The sequence below is a fragment of the Polynucleobacter sp. P1-05-14 genome (genome assembly GCF_018881675.1).
In the GTDB taxonomy this organism is placed as follows: domain Bacteria; phylum Pseudomonadota; class Gammaproteobacteria; order Burkholderiales; family Burkholderiaceae; genus Polynucleobacter.
On the sequence record NZ_JACVPV010000003.1, the window covers coordinates 1 to 22,335 of the forward strand.

General features: G+C 45.3%; 19 protein-coding genes and 1 pseudogene. 12 read left to right on the forward strand and 8 right to left on the reverse strand.

The annotated features are described in order from the left end of the window. Positions 1–156 (forward strand): annotated as a pseudogene (locus tag ICN37_RS11660) (IS30 family transposase); the annotation flags it as partial. A 39-nt stretch (positions 157–195) separates the two neighbouring features. On the opposite strand, the gene ICN37_RS02465 reads toward ICN37_RS11660, so the two are convergent. Next, on the reverse strand, positions 196–1,302 hold the full coding sequence (locus ICN37_RS02465; RefSeq protein WP_216154570.1) for an SRPBCC family protein: 1,107 nt from the start codon (positions 1,300–1,302) through the stop codon (positions 196–198). A gap of 162 nt (positions 1,303–1,464) precedes the next feature. On the opposite strand from ICN37_RS02465, the gene xseB reads away from it, so the two are divergent. The 4 genes from xseB to folE2 are packed head-to-tail and all read left to right on the forward strand — an operon-like array spanning position 1,465 to position 5,403. Then, complete coding sequence (xseB, locus tag ICN37_RS02470; protein ID WP_216154572.1) at positions 1,465–1,698, forward strand: exodeoxyribonuclease VII small subunit; 234 nt, start codon at positions 1,465–1,467, stop codon at positions 1,696–1,698. Then, entirely contained in the window at positions 1,699–2,595 is an 897-nt protein-coding gene (locus tag ICN37_RS02475; protein WP_216154574.1) for a polyprenyl synthetase family protein, read from the forward strand. A gap of 53 nt (positions 2,596–2,648) precedes the next feature. Then, entirely contained in the window at positions 2,649–4,550 is a 1,902-nt protein-coding gene (gene dxs / locus ICN37_RS02480) for a 1-deoxy-D-xylulose-5-phosphate synthase (RefSeq protein WP_216154576.1), read from the forward strand. Positions 4,551–4,575: 25 nt separating this feature from the next. Next, positions 4,576–5,403 carry a GTP cyclohydrolase FolE2 gene (gene folE2, locus ICN37_RS02485; RefSeq protein WP_216154578.1) on the forward strand — a complete coding sequence of 276 codons (828 nt, stop codon included), beginning with the start codon at positions 4,576–4,578 and terminating at the stop codon, positions 5,401–5,403. A gap of 12 nt (positions 5,404–5,415) precedes the next feature. Here the strand turns inward: folE2 and tsaD are convergent, their stop codons facing one another. After that, on the reverse strand, positions 5,416–6,489 hold the full coding sequence (gene tsaD / locus ICN37_RS02490; protein WP_216154580.1) for a tRNA (adenosine(37)-N6)-threonylcarbamoyltransferase complex transferase subunit TsaD: 1,074 nt from the start codon (positions 6,487–6,489) through the stop codon (positions 5,416–5,418). Between the two features lie 77 nt (positions 6,490–6,566). Here tsaD and rpsU point away from each other — a divergent pair, with 77 nt between their 5' ends. The 6 genes from rpsU to ICN37_RS02520 all read left to right on the forward strand — a co-directional run bounded on the left by rpsU (position 6,567) and on the right by ICN37_RS02520 (position 15,561). Then, a complete protein-coding gene (rpsU, locus tag ICN37_RS02495; RefSeq protein ID WP_011903537.1) occupies positions 6,567–6,779 on the forward strand; it encodes a 30S ribosomal protein S21 in 213 nt (70 codons plus the stop codon). 128 nt (positions 6,780–6,907) lie between these two features. Next, a complete protein-coding gene (locus ICN37_RS02500) occupies positions 6,908–7,354 on the forward strand; it encodes a GatB/YqeY domain-containing protein (RefSeq protein ID WP_215320821.1) in 447 nt (148 codons plus the stop codon). 49 nt (positions 7,355–7,403) lie between these two features. Then, entirely contained in the window at positions 7,404–9,380 is a 1,977-nt protein-coding gene (gene dnaG, locus ICN37_RS02505) for a DNA primase (RefSeq protein WP_216154582.1), read from the forward strand. Between the two features lie 234 nt (positions 9,381–9,614). Continuing rightward, positions 9,615–12,194 (forward strand): RNA polymerase sigma factor RpoD, encoded by a 2,580-nt coding sequence (rpoD, locus tag ICN37_RS02510; protein ID WP_216154584.1) that lies wholly within the window; start codon positions 9,615–9,617, stop codon positions 12,192–12,194. 580 nt (positions 12,195–12,774) lie between these two features. Continuing rightward, entirely contained in the window at positions 12,775–14,049 is a 1,275-nt protein-coding gene (locus tag ICN37_RS02515) for a hypothetical protein (RefSeq protein ID WP_216154586.1), read from the forward strand. A 165-nt stretch (positions 14,050–14,214) separates the two neighbouring features. Continuing rightward, positions 14,215–15,561 (forward strand): hypothetical protein, encoded by a 1,347-nt coding sequence (locus ICN37_RS02520; RefSeq protein WP_216154588.1) that lies wholly within the window; start codon positions 14,215–14,217, stop codon positions 15,559–15,561. 232 nt (positions 15,562–15,793) lie between these two features. Here ICN37_RS02520 and ICN37_RS02525 read toward each other — a convergent pair whose 3' ends face one another. The 6 genes from ICN37_RS02525 to ICN37_RS02550 are packed head-to-tail and all read right to left on the reverse strand — an operon-like array spanning position 15,794 to position 21,354. Further along, complete coding sequence (locus ICN37_RS02525; protein ID WP_216154590.1) at positions 15,794–16,711, reverse strand: SMP-30/gluconolactonase/LRE family protein; 918 nt, start codon at positions 16,709–16,711, stop codon at positions 15,794–15,796. A gap of 26 nt (positions 16,712–16,737) precedes the next feature. After that, positions 16,738–17,712 carry an amidohydrolase family protein gene (locus ICN37_RS02530; RefSeq protein WP_216154592.1) on the reverse strand — a complete coding sequence of 325 codons (975 nt, stop codon included), beginning with the start codon at positions 17,710–17,712 and terminating at the stop codon, positions 16,738–16,740. 20 nt (positions 17,713–17,732) lie between these two features. Continuing rightward, the gene (locus ICN37_RS02535) at positions 17,733–18,716 is read right to left on the reverse strand and encodes a tripartite tricarboxylate transporter substrate binding protein (protein ID WP_216154594.1); all 984 of its coding nucleotides are present in this window, start codon (positions 18,714–18,716) and stop codon (positions 17,733–17,735) included. Positions 18,717–18,734: 18 nt separating this feature from the next. Then, positions 18,735–19,670, reverse strand: a complete 936-nt coding sequence (locus ICN37_RS02540) for an NAD(P)-dependent oxidoreductase (protein ID WP_216154596.1) — start codon at positions 19,668–19,670, stop codon at positions 18,735–18,737. Beyond that, the gene (locus ICN37_RS02545) at positions 19,667–20,350 is read right to left on the reverse strand and encodes an RraA family protein (protein ID WP_216154598.1); all 684 of its coding nucleotides are present in this window, start codon (positions 20,348–20,350) and stop codon (positions 19,667–19,669) included. Before ICN37_RS02545 ends, ICN37_RS02540 begins: the two co-directional genes overlap by 4 nt. 35 nt (positions 20,351–20,385) lie before the next feature. After that, positions 20,386–21,354, reverse strand: a complete 969-nt coding sequence (locus tag ICN37_RS02550; protein WP_216154600.1) for a tripartite tricarboxylate transporter substrate binding protein — start codon at positions 21,352–21,354, stop codon at positions 20,386–20,388. A 177-nt stretch (positions 21,355–21,531) separates the two neighbouring features. Here ICN37_RS02550 and ICN37_RS02555 point away from each other — a divergent pair, with 177 nt between their 5' ends. Next, a complete protein-coding gene (locus ICN37_RS02555; protein ID WP_216154639.1) occupies positions 21,532–22,248 on the forward strand; it encodes an IclR family transcriptional regulator in 717 nt (238 codons plus the stop codon). Positions 22,249–22,335 lie beyond the last annotated feature (87 nt).

Here is a 22,335-nt window from a genome sequence, read left to right on the forward strand (position 1 = left end):
TACATCCCCAAAAAGAGACCGCTATCTACTGTGACCGATAAGGAGCTTAGAATGATCCAAGACCGTTTAAACAACCGACCTAGAAAACGATTAGGATTTAAAACCCCCAATGAAGTATTTATGCAGTCCTCAAACCGTGTTGCACTTTGTGTTTGAATCTACGGGGTATTAATGTAACCGTGAAGCTTATTTTAATTATGCACCTTCGAAGTTCATGACTCGGCGATACCACTCATGAAAATGTTGCATACCATCTTCCATTGGACTTTGATAGGGGCCGAACTCATTAATGCCGCGAGCTAGTAGTGCTGCACGCCCTTGATCCATGCGCTCAGCAATTTCATCATCTTCGATGCAAGTCTCCATATAGGCAGCACGTTCTGCTTCCACGAATTCACGCTCAAACAAAGCGATTTCTTCTGGATAGTAGAACTCAACAATATTGCGCGTTTTACCGGGACCCATTGGGTGCAGTGTTGATACACACAGAACGCCTGGGTACCATTCCACCATGACATTGGGATAGTAAGTAAGCCAAATGGCACCATGGCGTGGGGCTTTGCCGTCAAACTGACGAAGTACAGCTTCATGCCAGTTGCGATAGGTTGGTGAGCCTGGAATTTGTAAATCTTTGTGAATGCCCACGGTTTGAACGCTATGCCAATCGCCGAACTCCCAGTGCAGATCTTCGCAAGAAACAAACTTTCCAAGACCCGGATGAAATGGCACAACGTGATAGTCCTCGAGATAGACCTCGATGAATGTTTTCCAGTTGTAGTTGCATTCATGTACTTCAACATGGTCAAGAACATAACCTTCAAACTTGAGGTCATCGGCAACACCCAGCTTGGCAAGATCGGTGCGCACATCGCGAGGACCTTCGAATAACAAGCCTTGCCAATTTTGTAGCGGGTACTTACCAAGATTTAAACAGGGCTTATCCTCAAAGTGAGGGGCGCCTAATAAATTGCCGCCTAAGTCATAGGTCCAGCGATGTAATGGACAAACAATATTGTCAGCTTTACCGCGACCATTGAGCATCAATGCTTGACGATGGCGACAAACATTGGAAAGCAGTTCTACGCCAGACTCATTGCGAACAAGTATGCGACCTTCGTTTTCTGCGCTTAAAGTTTGATATGACCCCATTTCAGGAACCATCAGTTCGTGACCAACATAGCCGGGGCCCTGCTTAAAAAGCAGTTCAATTTCCCGCTGATACAGGTCAGCGTCAAAATATGCCGAAACCGGCAATTGCAAATTGGACGGCGCAAGCTTCTGCGCGGTAGCCAGATTAGTCATTCTCCCCACCCCCGAAAACGTCAGCCGAAGCTAAGCGGAATAACCAATCCAACCATCGACGGATCGATATTGGAAAGGAAGGGGTGGATTATACCCATCCAAACGGCTTCTCGCTTTAATATATAGGGCTATCCGTGTGGGAAATACGAAGGAATCCAGCTTATGCCAGCCAAGAAGTCAGAGAGTCAAAAACCCGGTCTTGAGGTCCTAATTGACCCCGAGTTGCGCTATGAGCAAGCCGTTAAAGAGCTTGAAAAGCTCATTTCCGATATGGAATCTGGCAAATTTTCCCTAGAAGAAACCCTGTTAGCCTATCAACGCGGCGCAGCCTTGCTAAAGCACTGTCAGGGGATGTTGGCCCTGGTTGAGCAACAGGTTCGAGTGTTCGAGGCTTAATTGGGCACTGCTTTTCAATTTCAGGAGTGGATTACTTCTCACTCCGAGCGAGCTGAGTTGGCGTTAGATCGCTTGCTCGATTCCGCCCAAACTACGCCGCATCGTTTACATGAGGCTATGCGTTACGCAGCGCAAGGTGGTGGCAAGCGTATTCGCCCCTTATTGGTTTATGCCGCAGGTCAACTTGGCAATAATGCCGAACGTAGCGAATCATTGGATGCTGCGGCTGTAGCAATTGAATGTATTCATGCTTATTCATTGGTGCACGATGATTTGCCATGCATGGATGATGATGACTTACGTCGCGGTCGTCTGACAGTGCACAAAGCTTTTGATGAAGCAACAGCATTACTCGTTGGGGATGCATTACAAACACGCGCTTTTGAAATAGTGGCTAATGCAAATTGTGATGCGCAAGTTCGCCTCAGTATGATTTCTGCATTAGCGGCTGCCTCAGGCTCCCGCGGCATGGCCGGCGGTCAGGCAATTGATTTAGAAAGTGTTGGCAAGAAATTAGACTTGAATGGTCTAAACCAAATGCATGCTATGAAAACAGGCGCTTTGTTGTCATGCGCCGTGGAATTAGGCGGTATTGCTGCCCGCCTAAAGCCAACGCAAATGGCGCATTTGGGAAATTACTCAAAGTCCCTGGGATTGGCGTTTCAGATTGTGGATGACGTGCTGGACGCCACTGCGGATAGTCACACCTTGGGTAAGACAGCTGGCAAGGATGCCGCTGCCAATAAGCCGACCTACGTGACCTTGATGGGTTTAGACTATGCACAGAAGCAGGCTAAAGAGTTACAAGAAACCGCAATCGCTAGCTTAGATAGCTTTGGTGCATCTGCACAAGCATTAAAAGATTTAGCTCTCTTGGTTGTCAATCGCGGCAAGTAAGAGAGCAATAAGAGAAATAAGAGAAATTCATCAGTACAGATTATTTAGGTTCAATGACTTTACATTCCATTAACTCCCCCGACGATCTCAAAAAACTCTCCCGCGAAGAGCTACCGGCTTTAGCGGATGAGTTGCGCGAGTTTGTCTTGGATTCTGTATCCAAGACGGGCGGACATCTGTCGTCCAACTTGGGAACGGTAGAGCTCTCTATTGCCTTGCACTACGTATTTGATACCCCGCACGATCGTATCGTTTGGGATGTTGGACATCAAAGTTACCCACATAAGATTCTGACTGGACGTCGTGAACGTATGGGTAGCTTGCGTCAGCACAAGGGCTTATCAGGCTTTCCGCATCGCTCTGAAAGTGAGTTTGATGCTTTTGGTACCGGCCATTCATCCACTAGTATTTCTGCGGCCATGGGTATGGCGCGTGCGTTTCAAACCAAGGGTGAACGACATGTGGCTGTAGCAGTGATTGGCGATAGTGCCATGACCGGTGGTATGGCTTTCGAAGCCATGAACAATGCTGGTGTGTATGACGACTTACCGCTCGTAGTGATTCTGAATGACAACGACATGTCGATTTCCCCTGCCGTGGGCGCCCTCAATCGCCATCTGGCTAGATTACTTAGTGGCAATATTTATTCGGCGACTAAAAAAGGCATTGATAGTGTTTTATCAATTGCACCCCCTTTGCGTGAATTTGCAAAACGCCTTGAGGATCATGCCAAGGGGATGGTTTCTCCATCAACAATCTTCCAAGAGTTTGGCTTTAATTATTTCGGCCCGATTGATGGCCATGATTTAGACGCCTTGATCCCGATGCTGCAGAACGTGCGTCGCTTAGCTTTAGAAGGTCGTGGTCCGCAGTTCTTGCATGTAGTTACTAAAAAAGGTCAGGGCTATGAGTTAGCTGAGGCCGATCCTGTGCTGTATCACGGTCCTAGTAAATTTAATCCTGAAGAGGGCGTTAAAAAATCAGCTGCCAGCAAAAAAACGTTTACTCAAGTATTTGGTGAGTGGTTATGCGATATGGCGCATTCAGATCCTTTATTGGTTGGCATTACTCCAGCAATGCGAGAGGGTTCCGGCTTGGTTGAGTTTGAGAAGAGCTTCCCTAGGCGTTATTACGACGTCGGTATTGCCGAGCAGCACGCGGTCACTTTTGCAGCCGGTATGGCATGCGAAGGTATGAAGCCAGTGGTGGCGATTTACTCTACTTTCTTGCAGCGCGCGTATGACCAATTGATTCATGATGTGGCGATACAGGATTTGCCGGTGTTGTTTGCATTGGATCGCGCTGGTCTCGTTGGTGCTGATGGTGCTACTCATGCTGGCGCTTATGACATTCCATTTTTACGTTGTATTCCAAATATGCTGGTGATGACGCCGGCAGATGAATCGGAATGCCGCGACTTGTTGACCACTGCCTTTCATCAGCCACATCCAAGCGCGGTGCGCTATCCGCGTGGTGCAGGTGTTGGCACTATCCCGTCTAAAGAATTACGCACTCTGCCATTTGGTAAGGGTGAGATTCGTCGTAAATCCACTGCGCCTGCTGGTCAACGTGTGGCGATATTGGCGTTTGGCACTTTGCTCTACCCAGTGCTTGAAGTGGCCGAAGGGGTTAATGCAACGGTGGCCAATATGCGATTTGTGAAGCCGCTCGATATGGATCTCATCCAATCGTTAGCAGCCGATCATGATTATTTTGTGACGATTGAGGATGGGGCTATTGCTGGAGGTGCTGGCAGTGCTTGTTTAGAAGCGCTCTCGAACCTTGGTATTCAGAAACCCCTCTTGCAATTAGGTCTTCCTGATCAATTTATCGAGCATGGTGACTACAGTCTGCTAATGACCAAGTGTGGCTTGGACGTTGAGGGTATTGCCAACTCTATCAAACAACGTTTTCCAGCAATATTGACCGTAAATTCTGCGCTGGTCGGCAAATAAGCCCGTTTTGCCTGAAAATAGAGCTATGAATGACTTGAATCCCGCATTTCTGAAAGCCAGCGCAATGCCTGACGTGCAATCCACCTTGGATGAGCGCGCACTACCTATTGAGCAAGTTGGCATTCGTGGCGTACGTCATCCACTGACCATTCGTAGCAAGACAGGTAGCTTTCCATCGGTTGGAACTTTTGAGATGGATGTGGCATTACCCGCGCATATAAAGGGTACGCACATGTCACGATTCATGGCGCTTCTCCAAAAACAAGATGCGGCTGTGGATAGCACGACCATTGTTACCTTGGTACGCGATATGTTGCCTTTGCTCGACGCTAAAGAAGGTCACGTGCAATTTACTTATACGCACTTCGTTAAAAAAGCGGCACCGGTCTCTGGCGTAGAAAGCTTGATGGATTACGAAGTCACTTGGATGGCAACAGCCAAGCAAAATGCAACAGGCGGTTCTGATGTTGAATTGGGTTTGCGTGCACAAGTTCCAGTAATGAGTTTGTGCCCTTGCTCAAAAGAGATTTCTGAGTTCGGCGCCCATAATCAACGTTCGCACGTCACCATGACTGTGGCATTGGATTCCAAAACGCAGATGACGGTGGAGGATTTAGTTGCCGCTGCTGAGAGTGAAGCATCTAGCGAATTGTGGGGATTGCTGAAGCGTCCTGATGAGAAATGGGTTACTGAGCATTCTTATAGCAACCCGAAGTTCGTAGAAGACTTAGTGCGTGATGTGGCCGGCAATCTCAAGGCTGATCAGCGTATTCGCTCTTTTGTAGTGGAGGCTGAGAATTTTGAATCTATTCACAACCACAGTGCATTTGCCAGAATCAGCCATCAGAAATAACAAGCAATAAATCTATTTCAGATTGTTGCTTTGTAAATCCCAGCGGGGTTTGATGTCAAAGGCTCCAGAAGTTGTGGAGCCATTATTTTTTTCGATCATCCGCAGTGCCCCAGCAAAAGCAATCATCACGCCGTTATCGGTGCATAGCTCAAGCGGTGGGTAATGTACCTCAAAGCCATTGCGTTTTGCTTTGTCATTGAGTGCGGCGCGTAGTTGCAAATTAGCGCCAACGCCACCTGCGAGCACTAAATGTTTACAACCCGTTTGCTTGAGCGCTTTCTCGGACTTGCTGACAAGAACTGCCACGATGGAGTCAACAAAACTTCTCGCAAGATCCGCATGAAATTGTGCGACCTCTGAAGGATTCGCAATATTTTTTTCTGCAAACTTTTTCACTTGATTGAGGACGGCCGTCTTTAATCCCGAGAAAGAAAAATCTAAATCACCTGAATACAGCATTGGTTTGGGTAAATCAAAAATGCCCGGACGACCTTGTTCTGCCAATTTAGAAATGGCTGCTCCACCCGGGTAATCTAAGCCGAGTAATTTGGCCGTCTTATCAAAGGCTTCTCCAGCTGCGTCATCCAAGGTTTCGCCAAGGAGCTCGTATTGACCAATTCCGGAGACCTTCATGAGTTGTGTGTGACCACCCGATACCAGTAGGGCAATAAAGGGGAATTGAGGGGCGGTTTGGCCCAAAAGCGGGGAAAGTAGGTGTCCTTCGAGGTGATGTACCCCTATAGACGGTAAATTGAGGCCTTGGGCTAGGGATTTAGCAAAAGCGCTTCCTACCAGGAGGGCGCCAGCCAATCCGGGGCCCTGAGTGAATGCCACGGCGTCAATATCGGCCAATTTGAGACCAGATTGGGCTAAGGATTGGTCTAAGAGGGGTAAAACACGACGAATATGGTCGCGGGAGGCTAATTCGGGGACAACACCCCCATAGTCCCGGTGCATGGCGATCTGGGAGTGCAAGCCCTGGCCTAATATGCCCTGGAAGGCCGGTTTACCCTCTTCCCAAGGCGTGGTGTTGTATAAAGCCACCCCGGTCTCATCACAAGAAGTTTCTATTCCTAAAACAATCATTTTTTTACTTAGCCGTGGTAGAATCGCAATTCAGTTAATTTTTCGATATCTATCGAGCATATACGAGTTAAATAAGTATGACTACAGTCCGCCTCCGCGAAAACGAACCATTTGAAGTGGCATTGCGCCGTTTTAAGCGCACCATTGAAAAGAATGGCCTTTTGACAGACTTGCGAGCACGCGAGTTCTACGAGAAGCCAACGGCTGAACGTAAGCGCAAGAAAGCTGCAGCTGCTAAACGCCATTACAAGCGTATTCGCAGCCAAATGTTGCCTAAGAAGCTTTACTAATAGAATTTAAAAGCTCTCCTCACCGAGAGGCTTTGAAACCCGCTGACGGTGAAACGCAGCGGGTTTTTGCTTTTTAATCACCATTATTAAATGTTCGACGTTTTATATTCAACACCAGGAATAAAGCCATGAGTCTAAAAGATCAAATCACCGAAGATATGAAAAATGCTATGCGCGCTAAAGAAGTTGAGCGCCTAGGAGCGATTCGTCTTTTGTTGGCGGCGATTAAGCAACGCGAAGTCGATGAGCGCATTGTGGTTGACGATGCTGGTGTGATTGCGACTGTCGAAAAAATGATTAAGCAACGCAAAGATTCGATCTCTCAGTTTGAAAAAGCCAATCGCGACGATTTGGTTGCGATTGAAACTGCTGAGATGGTGATTTTGCAAACCTACTTGCCTGCGCAGTTATCCGATGCTGAAGTAGAGGCTGCAATAGCTGCTGCCGTTGCTTCGACTGGCGCTGTAGGCCCACAGGATATGGGTAAGGTCATTGGCGTACTCAAAGGTCAATTGGCTGGCAAAGCAGATATGGGAAAAGTATCTGGCTTGGTAAAAGCCGCATTGGCGAAGTAAGCAAACTCAGTAGCTAGTCAAGAAAGCAAAATCCTTTCATACTGGCTACATGGCGCTCATTCCACAATCCTTCATTGCCGATCTTTTAAATCGGGTTGATATCGTTGATGTGGTTGGGCAGCACGTTAAGTTAAAAAAAGCGGGCGCGAACTTTCAGGGTTTGTGCCCCTTTCATTCAGAGAAATCCCCCTCTTTTTCGGTATCGCCTACTAAACAGTTTTATCACTGCTTTGGTTGTGGCGCTCATGGCTCTGCCATTAGTTTCTTAATGGAATATTCCGGGCTTGGATATGTGGATGCTATTGAAGATCTTGCGCGTTCCGCAGGCTTGGATGTGCCTCGCGAAGAGCGCACTGCAAATGATGTAGCAAGACAGCAGCAAGCAATGGCATTGAGTGAGGTGATGAGCGCTGCTGCCGATTGGTATCGCCAACAGCTGAAGGGCAACACTAGGGCAGTTGAGTATTTAAAAGGTCGCGGACTTACCGGTGAGATTGCTAAGCGTTATGCCTTGGGTTACGCGCCTGACGGCTGGCAGGGTCTTGAGGCGGTGTTTGGCGCTTACTCCAACGATGAGATAGCGAAGACCTTGGTGGAAGGCGGCTTGCTTATTCAGGGTGAGCAGTCCGAAGGCGCGAATGTAAAGCGTTACGACCGTTTCCGTGACCGCATTATGTTTCCTATTCGTAATCCCAAAGGTCAAACCATTGGCTTTGGTGGGCGCATTCTGGATCAAGGTGAACCAAAGTATTTAAATTCTCCTGAAACGCCATTGTTTTCTAAAGGCAATACGCTCTATGGCTTGTTTGAGGCCAGACAAGCGATTCGTGCGCAAGAATATGTTTTGGTGTGCGAAGGTTATATGGATGTCGTTGCTTTAGCGCAATTGGGATTCCCTAATGCGGTTGCTACTTTAGGTACAGCTTGTACTGCAAACCATGTGCGCATACTACTCAGACAAACCGATAAAGTGGTTTTCTCATTTGATGGTGACTCCGCCGGTCAACGTGCTGCGCAACGTGCACTTGAAGCATGTTTGCCGCTCATGTCTGACGATAAAGAAATTCGTTTCTTATTCTTGCCGACGGAGCATGACCCTGATAGTTATGTTCGTGCTTATGGCGCACCTGCTTTTGAGAAGATCATTAAAGAGGCGATGTCTATCTCTAGCTTCTTCTTTAAGGTTGTCAGTGAAGGTCATGAGCAAACTACCCCAGAGGGTCGAGCCTATACCCATCATGCTGCTAAGCCGCTTTTACTGTCGATGCCCCCCATTGCCTTACGTACGCAAATTTTGCGTGAGCTTGCTATTCGTACCAATACCACCCCTGCGGAACTAGAAGCATTTTGTGGTTTAACAGTAGCGCCTGCACCAGTTCGTCAAACTACGTATCAGCCAGTACAGGCGCGCTATCAAGGTGGCCAAGGTAATCAAAGCAACCTAAATAGCCAAAATAATTTTTCTAATAATGGCAATCGTCAGGGCGCCCCTTGGCAAGCATCTAAAGGTTCTGCAAAAAGAGTAGCTGCTCAAAATATTGAACCACCTAAAGCGCCAACCGATTTAGCCGAGCAAATGTTGCGAGTCATGATTCAGTTTCCGCATTTAGGGAAAGCTTTGGATCCAAACAAGCGCGCGCTTGCATTGAAGGCAGCAGAGCAAAGATCAGCAAAAGCCCATGCATTGATGCAAGATCTTTTATCGCAGTGTGATTTGATTGAGCTCATTCCAGGTGAAGGTAATAAACCAGCGATCGCAGGTGCCGGTGCATTTGCGATGTTCCAAGATCAACTCTCTCGTAGCGAGTTGGCTCCTTTGTATGAAGTCTTGAGAAACCGCGTAATGGGCTCTGATTTGGAGTTAGAGGGTGCAGCTGCAGATCTTGAGGGGGCATTCAAAAAACTGGAATTAACCCATCTCAAGCAAGAAATGACCGAAATCGCCCAAAAGATCTCCGGAAGCACTGCTTCTGAGCAAGACAAAGCCCGTTATCGAGAATTGGGCGAAAAGCTGAAATTCTCCTAAGAATTTCCCTAAGCACCCCTAGAAATCCACTGAAATTACCCCATATTTTTAAGTGTTACGGGGGTAAAAAAGTTGCAATCGACTATAATCCTCTGTTCCCAAGAAAAAACCGATTTAATTCAGCCACTTGCGCTTTATTTTGATGAAATTTGGGGTAAGTGGGTAAGTGAATTACTACGGGGCTGTGTTTCATCAGTCGATATCAATAACAGTAATGTGAGTAAGTGCTAATAAATGCCGAATACCAAGACCAAAAAACCAGCTCCAAAAGCGAAAGCTCCAGCTAAACCAATAAAAGCCGCTGCAAAACCTGTGGCCAAAGCAAAAACCCCAGCTAAGCCAGTAAAGGCTGCCGCAAAACCAGTTTCTAAAGCTAAAGCACCAGCCAAGCCTGCTCCAAAAGCGAAGGCGCCTGCTAAACCACTAAAGGCTGCTGCTAAGCCGGCTACTAAAGCTAAAGCTCCAGCTAAGACAGCTCCAAAAGCTAAAGCACCTGCCAAGCCAGTAAAGGCTGCTGCGAAGCCAGCCCCAAAAGCGCCAGCGAAAGCTCCAGCTAAACCAGTAAAAGCCGCTGTAAAGCCAGCAGCAAAAGCCCCAACAAAGCCAGTTGCTAAAGCCCCCGTAAGGGTTGTAAAGGCAGAAGTCAAAGTTGAGCCAGTAAAAAAAGGGAAAGCTGCGCCCGTATCTAAACCTGAACCAGTTAAAGCGGCGAGGGAAGTTAAAGAGGTAAAAGAAGTAAAAGAAACCAAAGTTAAAAAAGCCACAGTTGCTGAAGTTGAGGTGCCGGCAGTTGAGGAGGAGAAGAAGCGTGGCCGTAAAGCCAAGGCGGATGCCCCTGCAGAAAATGCAGAGCCAGTATTAACGGATCGTCAAAAAGCGCGTGAGCGTAAGGCTAAAGAGAAGGCGCTTTTAAAGGAATTCGCAGCACAGCAATTGGGTACTGAAGAGCAGCAAGAGTTACGTCGTGCTCGTTTGAAGACTTTGATCAAGATGGGTATGTCCAAGGGCTACTTAACCCATGGTGAGATGAATGATGTAATGTCTGACGAGTTGTCTGATGCGGATGCATTAGAGACTTTAATCAGCCTGCTCAATGACATCGGTATTACTGTTTACGAACAAGCGCCCGATGCCGAAACCTTAATCCTGTCTGACAACACAGAAGCTGCAGCTTCCGAAGAAGAGGCTGAAGAAAAGGCTGAAGCTGCTTTATCTACAGTTGATTCAGAATTCGGACGCACTACCGATCCAGTACGTATGTATATGCGTGAGATGGGTACAGTCGATTTGCTAACTCGCGAAGGCGAGATCGTCATTGCGAAGAAGATTGAAGCCGGTCTCAAAGATATGGTGATGGCTTTGGCTGCTTGCCCTGTAACGATTGCGGAGATTCTGAGCAACGTTGACAAGATTGCTAGTGGCGAGATGGAGATTGACCAGTTTGTTGATGGCTTGGTTGATCCAAACGCAGAAGATATTAAGCTTGGACCTGAAGAGCCAGAAATTGATCCGGATGCTGAAGAAGGCGATGAAGAGGGCGGCGAAGACGAAGGCGGCGGCGGTGGTGGCGGTGCTGCAACAGCGAATGCCAAGCAATTAGAAGAGTTAAAGCAGATTTCTTTAGAGAAGTTTGCCATCGTTCGTACACAAGCTGACAAGATGCGCCGTGCGTTTGATAAGGATGGTTATAACTGTCCTGCATATCTGAAGGCACAAGAAGCAATTCGCGCTGAGTTGCTTGGTTTCCGTTTGACAGCGAAGAGTGTTGAGAAGTTATGCGACACCATGCGTTCCCAAGTGGACCAGGTATGGAAACTTGAGCGTGGCATCGTTAGCCTGTTGGTGGACAAAGTCGGCGTTAATCGTAGCGAAGTATTAAAAGACTTCCCTAAGATGTCTATGAATTTGACTTGGACTGAGAAGTTACTTAAAGAGAACAAGCCTTACAGCGCGCTCTTGGAGCGTAACGTCCCTGCAATTCAAGAATTGCAACAGAAGTTGATTGATATTCAGAAGAATGTCGTTATTCCACTTCCAGAATTAAAAGAAGTAAACAAGCAGATGATCGCTGGCGAGAAGCGTGCCCGTGAAGCGAAACGTGAGATGACAGTAGCCAACTTACGCTTGGTAATCTCCATCGCTAAGAAATACACCAACCGTGGCCTGCAGTTCTTGGACTTGATTCAAGAAGGCAACATCGGCTTGATGAAAGCGGTAGATAAGTTTGAATACCGTCGTGGCTATAAGTTCTCCACCTATGCAACATGGTGGATTCGTCAGGCGATTACTCGCTCTATCGCTGACCAGGCACGTACGATCCGTATCCCTGTTCACATGATCGAGACGATCAACAAGATGAACCGTATCAGCCGTCAGATCTTGCAAGAAACTGGTCATGAGCCAGATGCAGCAACTTTGGCGCTGAAGATGGAGATTCCTGAAGACAAGATTCGCAAGATCATGAAGATTGCTAAAGAGCCTATCTCTATGGAGACACCAATTGGTGACGATGAAGATTCTCATTTGGGCGACTTCATTGAAGACGGCAATACCTTGGCTCCAGCAGAAGCAGCATTGCATGACTCTATGCGTGATGTGGTGAAAGACGTTCTCGATTCATTGACACCACGCGAAGCAAAAGTATTGCGTATGCGCTTTGGTGTTGAGATGAGCACTGACCACACTCTCGAAGAAGTCGGCAAGCAGTTTGACGTGACTCGTGAGCGTATCCGTCAGATCGAAGCTAAGGCCCTGAGAAAAATGCGTCACCCAAGCCGTAGCGATAAACTCAAGACCTTCCTCGAGGAAGATTGATCCAAGACTAACGGGCCCATAGCTCAGTTGGTTAGAGCAGAGGACTCATAAGAAAGAAGCCCTAGGGGTCTTGTAGCAAAGACCTCAATAGATTCAAGAGCTTAGTGGTGGTTAAGACATATAAAATTGCTTACACACCGCTTACACACCAAGGCATTTTTCATGGTGTGTAGTAAATGCGGTTTTAGTGTGGTTTTGCAGTAAAAACACCAGCAGTAAGGTGTGTAGTAAATGTAACGATTTAGGGCCCATAGCTCAGTTGGTTAGAGCAGAGGACTCATAGCGAAAGTTGTGCCTTATGCGTGGAAACTGCATAAGGGATGGTGTCAAATTCGGAGAAAGCTAAATGCAGCCAAAAGCTGCACAAGCTAACGCCGAGCGAAGCTTAGTAGAAATACTTTGAACGTGTAGAGACTAGACGGCACCCATCTAAGTTGAGCAATCGATATGATGAAGGCATAGTCCAGGGAGTAGTGAAAGCTACACAAACCGGAATCCTTTGGTCCCAGGTTCAAGTCCTGGTGGGCCCACCAGAAATGAAAATACCAACCTTCGGGTTGGTATTTTTTACAATGTACATATGAAAATATTTTGGTCGTGGCAATCTGATACCGCTGGAAAAATTGGCAGACATTTTATTAGAGATGTGCTTAATGAGGTTATTGCAGAAATTCAGTCTTCAACTGATATTGATGAGCCGCAGTCCAGGGAAAATGTAGAAAACTTACATCTTGATCACGATATTAAAAATGTAGTTGGAAGCCCAGACCTGGCAAATTTAATTTTTGAAAAAATTGATGCTGCTTCGGTCTTGGTAGCTGATATCACTCTAGTTGGAAATGCAATCGATCAAGAGAAGAAATTTATTAATTCGAATGTGGCGATTGAATTGGGATATGCACTGAAGGGGCTTTCATCTAGAAACGTGCTACTGGTAATGAATACATACTTTGGTACGCATGAAAATTTACCTTTTGATTTGCGGCACAAGGGTGGAATTATTGAATTCCATTTAACTCCTGAAGCTACAAAAGATCAGATTAAGAGTGAATTTAAAAGATTGAAAGGAGTTTTCCTAAAGGCCCTTTCAAACTATATTGTTGGTGATATCTCAAAAAAAGTCGATTTCCTTGAGACATCTAGTACCTATATTAAGGCAGCGTATTTTGATAGGGGTGAAGTATTGGGGAGAAATGGCCTGCCTGGAGTAGATGAGGTTGACTATTTTTATCCAAATGATTCGCTTGCCTATGTGCGAATAATTCCTGCCGAAAGAATGAGTGCCCCAATCACGCTTGCCGATTTAAAAGATCTAGCGGTAAATGTCCCTGTATTGTTAAAAAACGGATTTAGACCATTTATTGACATCAATGAATATGGGGTTGTAGGATTTATTCCAAGACAATCTGGATTAGAAACTCGTGCAGGCATACAGGCGTCAACCCAACTTTTTGCGAATGGCGAATTTTGGTTGATTAACAATACATTGATTAAGCTGGAGCATGGAAGTGATGTGCCTCGTGAGGTGCGTTTACCATTTATACCTCACGTATTATTTGAGCAGACATTCATGATGGCTTACAAACGACTATGCGAATACTTTGATACTCAAAAATTGGACGGCGCATATCAACTTGAGATTGGTGTTTCTGGATGTAAAAATGTACGTTTAGCTATGAATCAGAATGAATCCTGGGGACCTATTAAAACTAATGAAATAAGCGTGAGATCATTTGTGCATTCAATTCACTCCAAAGAAGCGCACAACACTTTTTTAAGCTTTTTTGATTTATTGATTGATGCTACTGGCTTTAGAAGAGATCCAAATTTATATGGAATTACTCGACAAGAGTAAAGGGCGTTGGTAACAAGCGTTACTTAAAGTAACGCTCCCCCCATTTATCCCCGCAAACCATCCAATAATCCCCACTCTTAGCCATTAACTCTTTTGGCTAAATGGACCCCAGTAATTCATCCAAAGAGGTTGTCCTAGCCTGGTGTCTGAAGCTAAATTATGTGTATGGCAATTAAAAAAGAAAGTACACATCAACTCATACACCGTAACCTAACCCTCTATCAGCGCGAGCATAGTGCCGTATGGCAATGTCGATATAAAGTAGATAACAAGTGGATTAGAGCTACTACCAAAGAGACCCAGCTTGATTTAGCGGTTAATAAGGCTAAAGAACTATTAGTAGAAGCAGAAATACGTAAACGCTCTGGCATACCAGTGGTAACCAAACGCTTTAAAGATATCGCCATGTTGGCAATTGATCGTATGGAGCGAGACTTAAAGGGTGGTTTGGGTAAGTCAATCTACAAAGACTACATCCGCATTATTAATGAGCATTTCATACCCAGTCTTGGACAAAGACTCATTACCAATATCGACTACGATGCCCTGCAGCAGTACTACGATGACCGAGAAGCTAAGTATGGATTGGCGCTATCAAATAGCAATCGTAAAACCCAAAACGCAGCATTTAATCGAGTTTTTGATGAAGCCATTGTTAGAGGTTACTTAACCGAAAGTAATCGTCCCAAGTTAGATGGCAAGACTAAAGAGAGCGTTCGTCGGCCAGCTTTTGAGCTGCATGAATTGCGAGCGTTATTAAAACTACTGGGCCCATACATAGATTCAGGCAGAACTAAGGATGTGCGCGAGCGTCATGAAATCCTACGAGATTATGTAGAGATGCTGGTTGATACAGGCGCAAGACCAGGCATTGAACTCTTAGATATGAAATGGAAGCAAATCCGTTTCATGATGAACCCTATTAGTACAGTCACAGATCAATTGGACGAGGAGGGTGAAGTTATTGAAGTGCATAGCCTAAACCGCAGTTGTGAAATGACCGTTAAAGGAAAAACAGGGCAAAGGCAGATCATTGGACGCTTGCCTAGTATTAGAGTCTTAGAGCGTATTGCTTTGAGAAACTATGAAGTAGCTAGCTCAATTAAAGATCCCTTGGCTGAGTTGATTAAACCCACTAATGATGACTACATCTTTAGAACCAAAGAAGGTAGGGATTTAAGTGATGTACTTAACCATATGTTCGACGGCTTCTTAGCAGATCACGGATTGCTGATAGATCCCAAGACCAATCAAAAGCGTGTGTTCTATAGCTTGCGCCATACCTATGCCACCTTAGCACTTACTCACGATATGGTGCCAATACATACGCTAGCTAAACAGATGGGTACTAGTGTTGTCATGATTGAGCGTCACTATAGCCATTTACAGGTAATACAAGCTATTGAGCAATTGCGTGGGGCTAATACGAGAAAGCTGATTGAGGCAGATAGTCGGGCTGCTGATAACTATCCAAGCAAGAAGCGGGCAGAGCGTGAACTGCGGGCAGTTTGATATAAGCGTTACTTTAAGTAGCGCTTACGATTGAGAACTCTCGCGACCAACGGATTAAAAGACTTAAGAATTGTGTCGAACAGTAGCTAAAACATTAGCTTAAACCTGCCAAGAAAGTGCCGCGGTATTGACGGGTGGTTATTTGGATCGGATTGGCATGAGATGGACGTCGAATTTTGTCGACAGGAGCGTCTAGTTACGGGACGGTGGTTTGTCGGTTGTGTTGCTATATTTAGGTTGGCCTATGAATTGTTATTCCAGGTATGTCTAATTTCGCAATCATAATTTGGCCATTAGTTGAATCAGTGCAGTAAATGATTTTATTTTCTTTTCCACCAAATGCAAGATTAGTAAGCGATGTTCCCGATATGCCTTTAAGGATTTCAATGGGTTCAGCAAGGTGATTCAATATCCAAATATAAGCAAGCCCAGGGTTTGCTATCAGTAAATGCCCTTCATCATTTATTGCTAATCCATCAGGCCCACTAGGGCCGTAAGATGTAAAGAACTGCCCCGTTTTTGAGATGGAGCCATCCAAAAGAAGAGGCATTCTCCATACGCAGTTGCCACGAGTGGCCGCAACGAACAGAAACCTCTCATCTTTAGATAAGGTAATCCCATTGGGGCTGGGCACATTCGATAGCAACTGTTCTAGTTTTCCAGCTGGAGATAGGCGATATACCCTTCCGGTAGGGTCATGCAGGCCGGTCTGACCCTGATCCGTAAAGTACAGATTTCCATTGGAATCAAAAGTCAGATCATTTAATCCTTTAAATTGCTCAGAATTTTTTGATGTGAGGTAAGGGCGAACAACACCTGATTTTGTATCTAAAGCCATTAAGCCATTTGCATAATCGGTGATTAATAGTTCAGTAGCATTCATGAACTTCATTCCATTAGGTTGCCCGTCCCATTGAGCAACTAGATCCCATTCGCTCTTTTGGTCAATGCGAAATACTCTCCCATGAGGAATGTCGGTTACAAATAAGTTACCCACTTCATCAAATACTGGACCTTCCAGAAATGAGTCACTCGCTCGCCCGCCTTGATTAACTTTGCTCCACTCTGTCAGTTTGGGTTTGCGAAAGCGATCAGGAAGCCTTGACCAGACTTCCAATGTTGTAACTTTTGGTGGACTGCTAATGAACATAAAGATAAATGAGATAAAAATGCAATCTAGTTAAAACCATACAATACTGCAGGATTGCTTACCAATATTTTTTCTTGCAGTGCTGCACTAGATGTCCAAATAGCAATTTGATCCATCATTTTTGCGTCATCTGGTTTTTCATTGGCTTTTTTGGTCGGATGCGGCCAATCCGTTCCCCAGATTAATCTATCGGGCGCTATTTCAATGTATTTTCTGGCAATCAAATTGGTATCACCAAAGTCATTCTGCTTGCTGGTAATGTAAGCTCCAGTCAATTTGATCCATGTATTGCCTGCATTTAAAAGATCTGCGTACATTTTGAATGATGGGTGATTAATTCCATTGGGCTGAGGGGGTTGTCCGAGATGATCAAAGACAATTCTGCTTGGCATCTTTTTAAAAATATCCATGTAGGCCAGATTTTTATCCCCAGTACCATTGATCTGTATATTCCACCCTAGAGGCGCTATTCGCTGGGAAAGAGGCAGCATCATCTCAGGTGTGACGCCCACTAAAAAGCTGAGGTTAAATCGAATGCCTCTCACACCAGCGGCATGAAGTCTTTCAAGCTCTTTATCGGTTACATTGGCATCAACTACACAAACGCCCCGAGAATTATTTCCCATCTCTCTTAATGAATCCACCAATAGTGAATTATTAGTTCCATAAGTTGATGGCTGAACAATCACATTACGCTGTAAACCTAACCTTCTTTGCAATAAACGGTAGTCAGCAACACTCGCATTGGGCGGCAAAAGGGTTGCGGTCTTATCGGCTGGGTATTTATTGTTATAGATATGGTGATGGCAATCGCATGCTAGGCCGGGTATTGGAAAGTTGGGCACTTCAGTTCCTGTTGAAAATGGAACAGAGGTTGGAATTGGGGTTGTGTAGGTAGATTTGTACGGATTTGAGGTGCAGCCACTTATGGCGCCCAATGCTGCTGCAGCGCCCAAACCCATAAGTAAATCTCGTCTTGTGTGAGATGGAACATTGTTCATAAAGCTTTACCTTTATATGATTATTGTTTTTCAAATGCCGTATTGGCCGCAATTCTTCCCCAGTTGTCAGTACTCTCTTTGAGTATTTTTGCGAAGGCTTCACTGCCAATTTGCTTTGGTTCTGCGCCCATTCCCTCGGAAAAGGATTTCATATCGGGGGTATTCATGGCTATAGCAATTTCTTTTTGCAATTTAGTGAGCACTAATTGAGGCGTGCCCTTAGGTGCCCATAAGCCAGTCCAATTTATGAGCCCGTTCCACTTGACCCCGGACTCGGCAAAAGTAGGGACATCGGGTAATGCTGGAATACGCTTTTCGCCGCTAATCCCTAACATGCGTAATTTGTCTGCTTTTACATTACCCATGAGTCCTGTTGTCGAGGCGAACTGAAAGTCAACGCTATTAGATAAAACTGCTTGGGTTGCTTCAGCTGCACCTTTAAAAGGGATGGCCATAAAGTTAGCGCCCACCGCGATACCAAATGCTTCGCCGACAAAATGAGGCGTTGTTCCAGCGCCACCCGTTCCATAAGTGACTTTATTAGGTTCTTTTTTAGCATCAACGATTAATTCATTTAATGTCTTGTATTTGGATTCAGAGCTCACAACTAGTCCCATCGGGACAAATACAAATGCACTGACAGGCATCAAATCTGAGCTATGGTCAAAAGGTAATTTTTTAAAGATATGGGGAATTAGTGAGTAGGTCGTATCATTGGCCACCAAGTTATATCCGTCAGGATCAGACTTTGCAACTTGGTTAACGCCAATAGTGCCAGTAGCTCCAGCTTTGTTTTCTACAAAAAATGTTTGGCCGGTTTGCTCGGTTAGTTTTTGGGCAATTTTTCGAGTGACTACATCTACCGCACCGCCAGGAGCAAAAGGGACGATGATTTTGACAGGTCTAGCTGGGTAGTTTGTTTGTGCATTCACAACTGGATTAGAAAGAATGCCTAAAGACAAAGGAAATAGCACTGCAATGAAAATCTTTTTGCTAAATGTCATTTTGAGCTTTCGGGTTCATTAAATACTGGTAGCTACTGGTAATAAAACACTAAGGATATTTTTTGCTGCTCCAACGCCCATATTGATATAGGCATCTGAAGTCACACCGCCAATATGCGGGCTTAAGATAATGCGCTTGTTCCCCTGAAAGGCATGTCCAGCAATCATTGGCTCTGCTGCAAAGCTATCGAGCGCAGCCATGCTTACTTTGTTAGATTGGATTGCATTTAGTAGATCCGCTTCATTAATCAGTCCACCACGAGCGGTATTAACAATAATGACCCCATCCTTGCAAAGACTTAAGGTATTTTTATTAAGAAGATCTTTATTTTCTGTAGTTAGCGGGCAATGAAGTGAGATTGCATCAGACTGTTGCCAAATTGTCTTTAAATCTACTTCTTGAATATAGTCTGGAAGATTTTTTGCATAAGGATCAAATCCTATAACCCGCAAGCCGATGGCATTGCACATCTTAGCAAAACGTAGGCCAATAGCTCCAAGACCAATGAGGCCAAGGGTTTTTCCATTCAACTCTAAAGTTTTAAATGTAGCCTTATCCCAGTGGCCAGAGTGCATGCGCTCATTTAGATGAACTGTAGATTTTGCGCAGGCCAATAGTGAGGCTAGTGCATGTTCGGCAACTGCGGCAGCATTTGCACCAGCAGCTGCAACTACCTTAATACCTGTTCGAGTAGCGGCCTCCTTATCAATGGTGTCAGTTCCGCTGCCATGTTTGGAGATAACTTTTAGGGCAGGGGCTGCATCCATCATTTCAGCGGTAACTTTTCCGTAACGCAACAGAATAGCAAGCGGATTATGCTTTTTGCATAAGGCCAGAACCTCCTCAGGTTGAGGTGATTTTCCGGCGTAGATCAATTCAAAATCTTTCAGTAATTCAACCGCCGGAGCAGCAAGATCTGCGCCTGTAATTAGAATCGCTGGCTTTTGGCTCATAGGCTTTCTCCTGCTTTGAGTACCCCTGCAGCAACCAATGCCGGATTAAGCCAAGCTGCAGCAGTTTTTCCAGTCTTAATAGCAGCGATTCGACTGGCTTCGTCGTCTACCTTCTTTTGAGCGAGTGGTAATAAAGAATCCAACTTATCTTTTTCAATCGCAACTACGCCATCACAGTCAGCTACGATGAAATCTCCAGCATGCACAGTTACTCCACCAATAGAAATTGGGTGACCGATGCGGCCTGGTACATTTTTCGTGGGGCCATTCGGATTGGTACCCACAGAAAATACTGGGTAATTCATTTCAGCCAATTCATTGCTGTCACGTACTGCTCCATCAATTACTACACCAGCAATGCCTAGTTGTTGGCAGGCTGTAATCATGATAGTTCCCATGAGCGCGGCAGTTTGATCTCCTTTGCCATCAATCACCAAGATATCACCAGGTTTTGCAAGAGACATTGCAGCATGAATCATGAGGTTGTCACCAGGACGAACTTCAACAGTGAGCGCTGGGCCAGCTAGTTTCATTGAGGGGCGAAGCGCACTAATACGGCCATGCAGGGCGCCGCGACGATCGTTCACATCGGAAAAAATAGAAGGGGCAAATTTAGATCCTTTTGCTACCAATTCAGGAGAAGTGCGTACAAAATCAGTTTTAATATTTAGGTTTGACATAATTTTTTCTTTATTGGTTAATTGAGTAAATACGATTAATCAAGTTTGGTACCGGAATCTTTAACAACCTTTCCCCAGCGAACCAAATCTTTAGATAAGAGATTTGCAAATTGCTCAGATGTGCCACCGAGCACATCCCCACCATCGCCCATAAGTTTGGCTTTGACTTCGGGTTGCTTGAGTATTTGATTAATATTTTTATTGAGCTCTTGCACGATATTGCTTGGCGTTCCGGCAGGTACCACAAAGCCAAACCAGGAAATCGCTTCAAAGCCCTTAACTCCCGACTCAGCAATGGTTGGGATATTAGGAAGTGAGGGAGAGCGAGTAAGTGATGTAACAGCTATAGCACGTAGACGCCCATCTTTAATTTGACTCAGTGCAGTGGGGATTGATGATGCGTAAACCTGAATTTGACCGCCCATTAAATCTGTAAGCGCTTGCGATGAACCCTTGTAAGGAATATGTTGAAGCTTGATGCCTGCTGACTTTTGTAAAAGCTCCATTGCTAGGTGTGCAACAGTTCCATTTCCTGGCGAGCCATAAGTCACTTGCCCGGGTTTAGATTTTGCTGATGCTGAAATATCTGCAAAAGTTTTGTATGGAGAATTTTCAGGTACCACTATGACTAAGGGTGCAGATGCCAAAAGCACTACAGGTGTTAAATCTCTTACGGGACTGTAAGGAAGCTTCGCATATAAAGTCGGGTTAATTGCCAAATTACTGGTTTGGCCTAAGCCAATGGTATAGCCGTCCGGCGGTGATTTGGCAACAGAATCAATTCCTAAATTTCCTCCGGCACCGGGCTTGTTATCTGGTACTACAGTCCATTTAAATGTGTCGGTTAGAGCTTGACCAACTGTTCTGGCAAAAATATCTGTACCGCCCCCTACGGGAAAGGGAACAACTAATTTAATTGGCTTGTTGGGATAGGGTTGTGCAAGTGCAGTTGCGCTAACTAATGAGCACATCAGAGTCAACAGTAATGATTTGAGATTTTGCATTTAGCGCCTCATTTGGGGTTGAAATGAACCTCCGCAGACTTTATGATGTTGTTTCAATATTTACAATAGTGTTTCAACAGGCGAAATAAGGTCCATTTAGTGAAACAAAATTCAAGTAAATCCTCGCTTCCACCTGACCTCCCATTACAGGGCGAAGAGCCTTCAACTGGAACCGTGATGTCAGTCACCAAGGCGCTCAACTTATTGGAAGCGTTCGGCGGGGTAGATCAGTCCCTTTTTTTGACTGAATTAAGTAAAAGAACGGGAATGCATAAGACAACTGTATTGCGATTAGCTAGAACGTTAGCTGAAAAGAATTACTTGGTGCAAAAGGAGAATGGTAGTTGGCGCTTAGGTCGGTCTGCAGGTTGGTTGGGCGCTTGTTATCAGGCTACCTTTGATGTGCATGACATAGTGGAGCCAGTATTAAGAGAGCTCACTATCGAAACTGGAGAAAGCGCTTCTTTTTATGTACGAGAAGGAAGTCAACGCACATGCTTGGCGCGTGTTGATGGTCCCCAAACTATTCGTCATCATGTGCTTGTTGGTATTGGGTTGCCTTTAAATTTAGGAGCGCCAGGTAGGGTAATACTAGCGTTTTCTGGAGAGCAAGGTGAGCCTTATGAATCTATTAGAAAAAAAGGCTATCACCTCTCTCTAGGCGAGCGAGAGCCAGAAGTATCTAGTGTATCTGCACCAATTTTTGGTGTTGAATGGAAGCTACTAGGGTCTATATGTATATCTGGGCCAACTTCTAGACTATCAAAGACAAGGCTCTTAGGTCTTGCACAAACAGTGATACAGGCGGCCAATCAACTTTCCTACTCATTGGCTGGAAGTGCAAAGCAGGCAAAAATAGACCTTCCCGATTCAATAGCCACATGGCATCCATGACTAATCTCTTTAACGGCCATTTAATAAAAGGATGTTTGTTAACCTGACAAGTATGTATAACCGTCCCATAAAGAGACGCTCATAGTC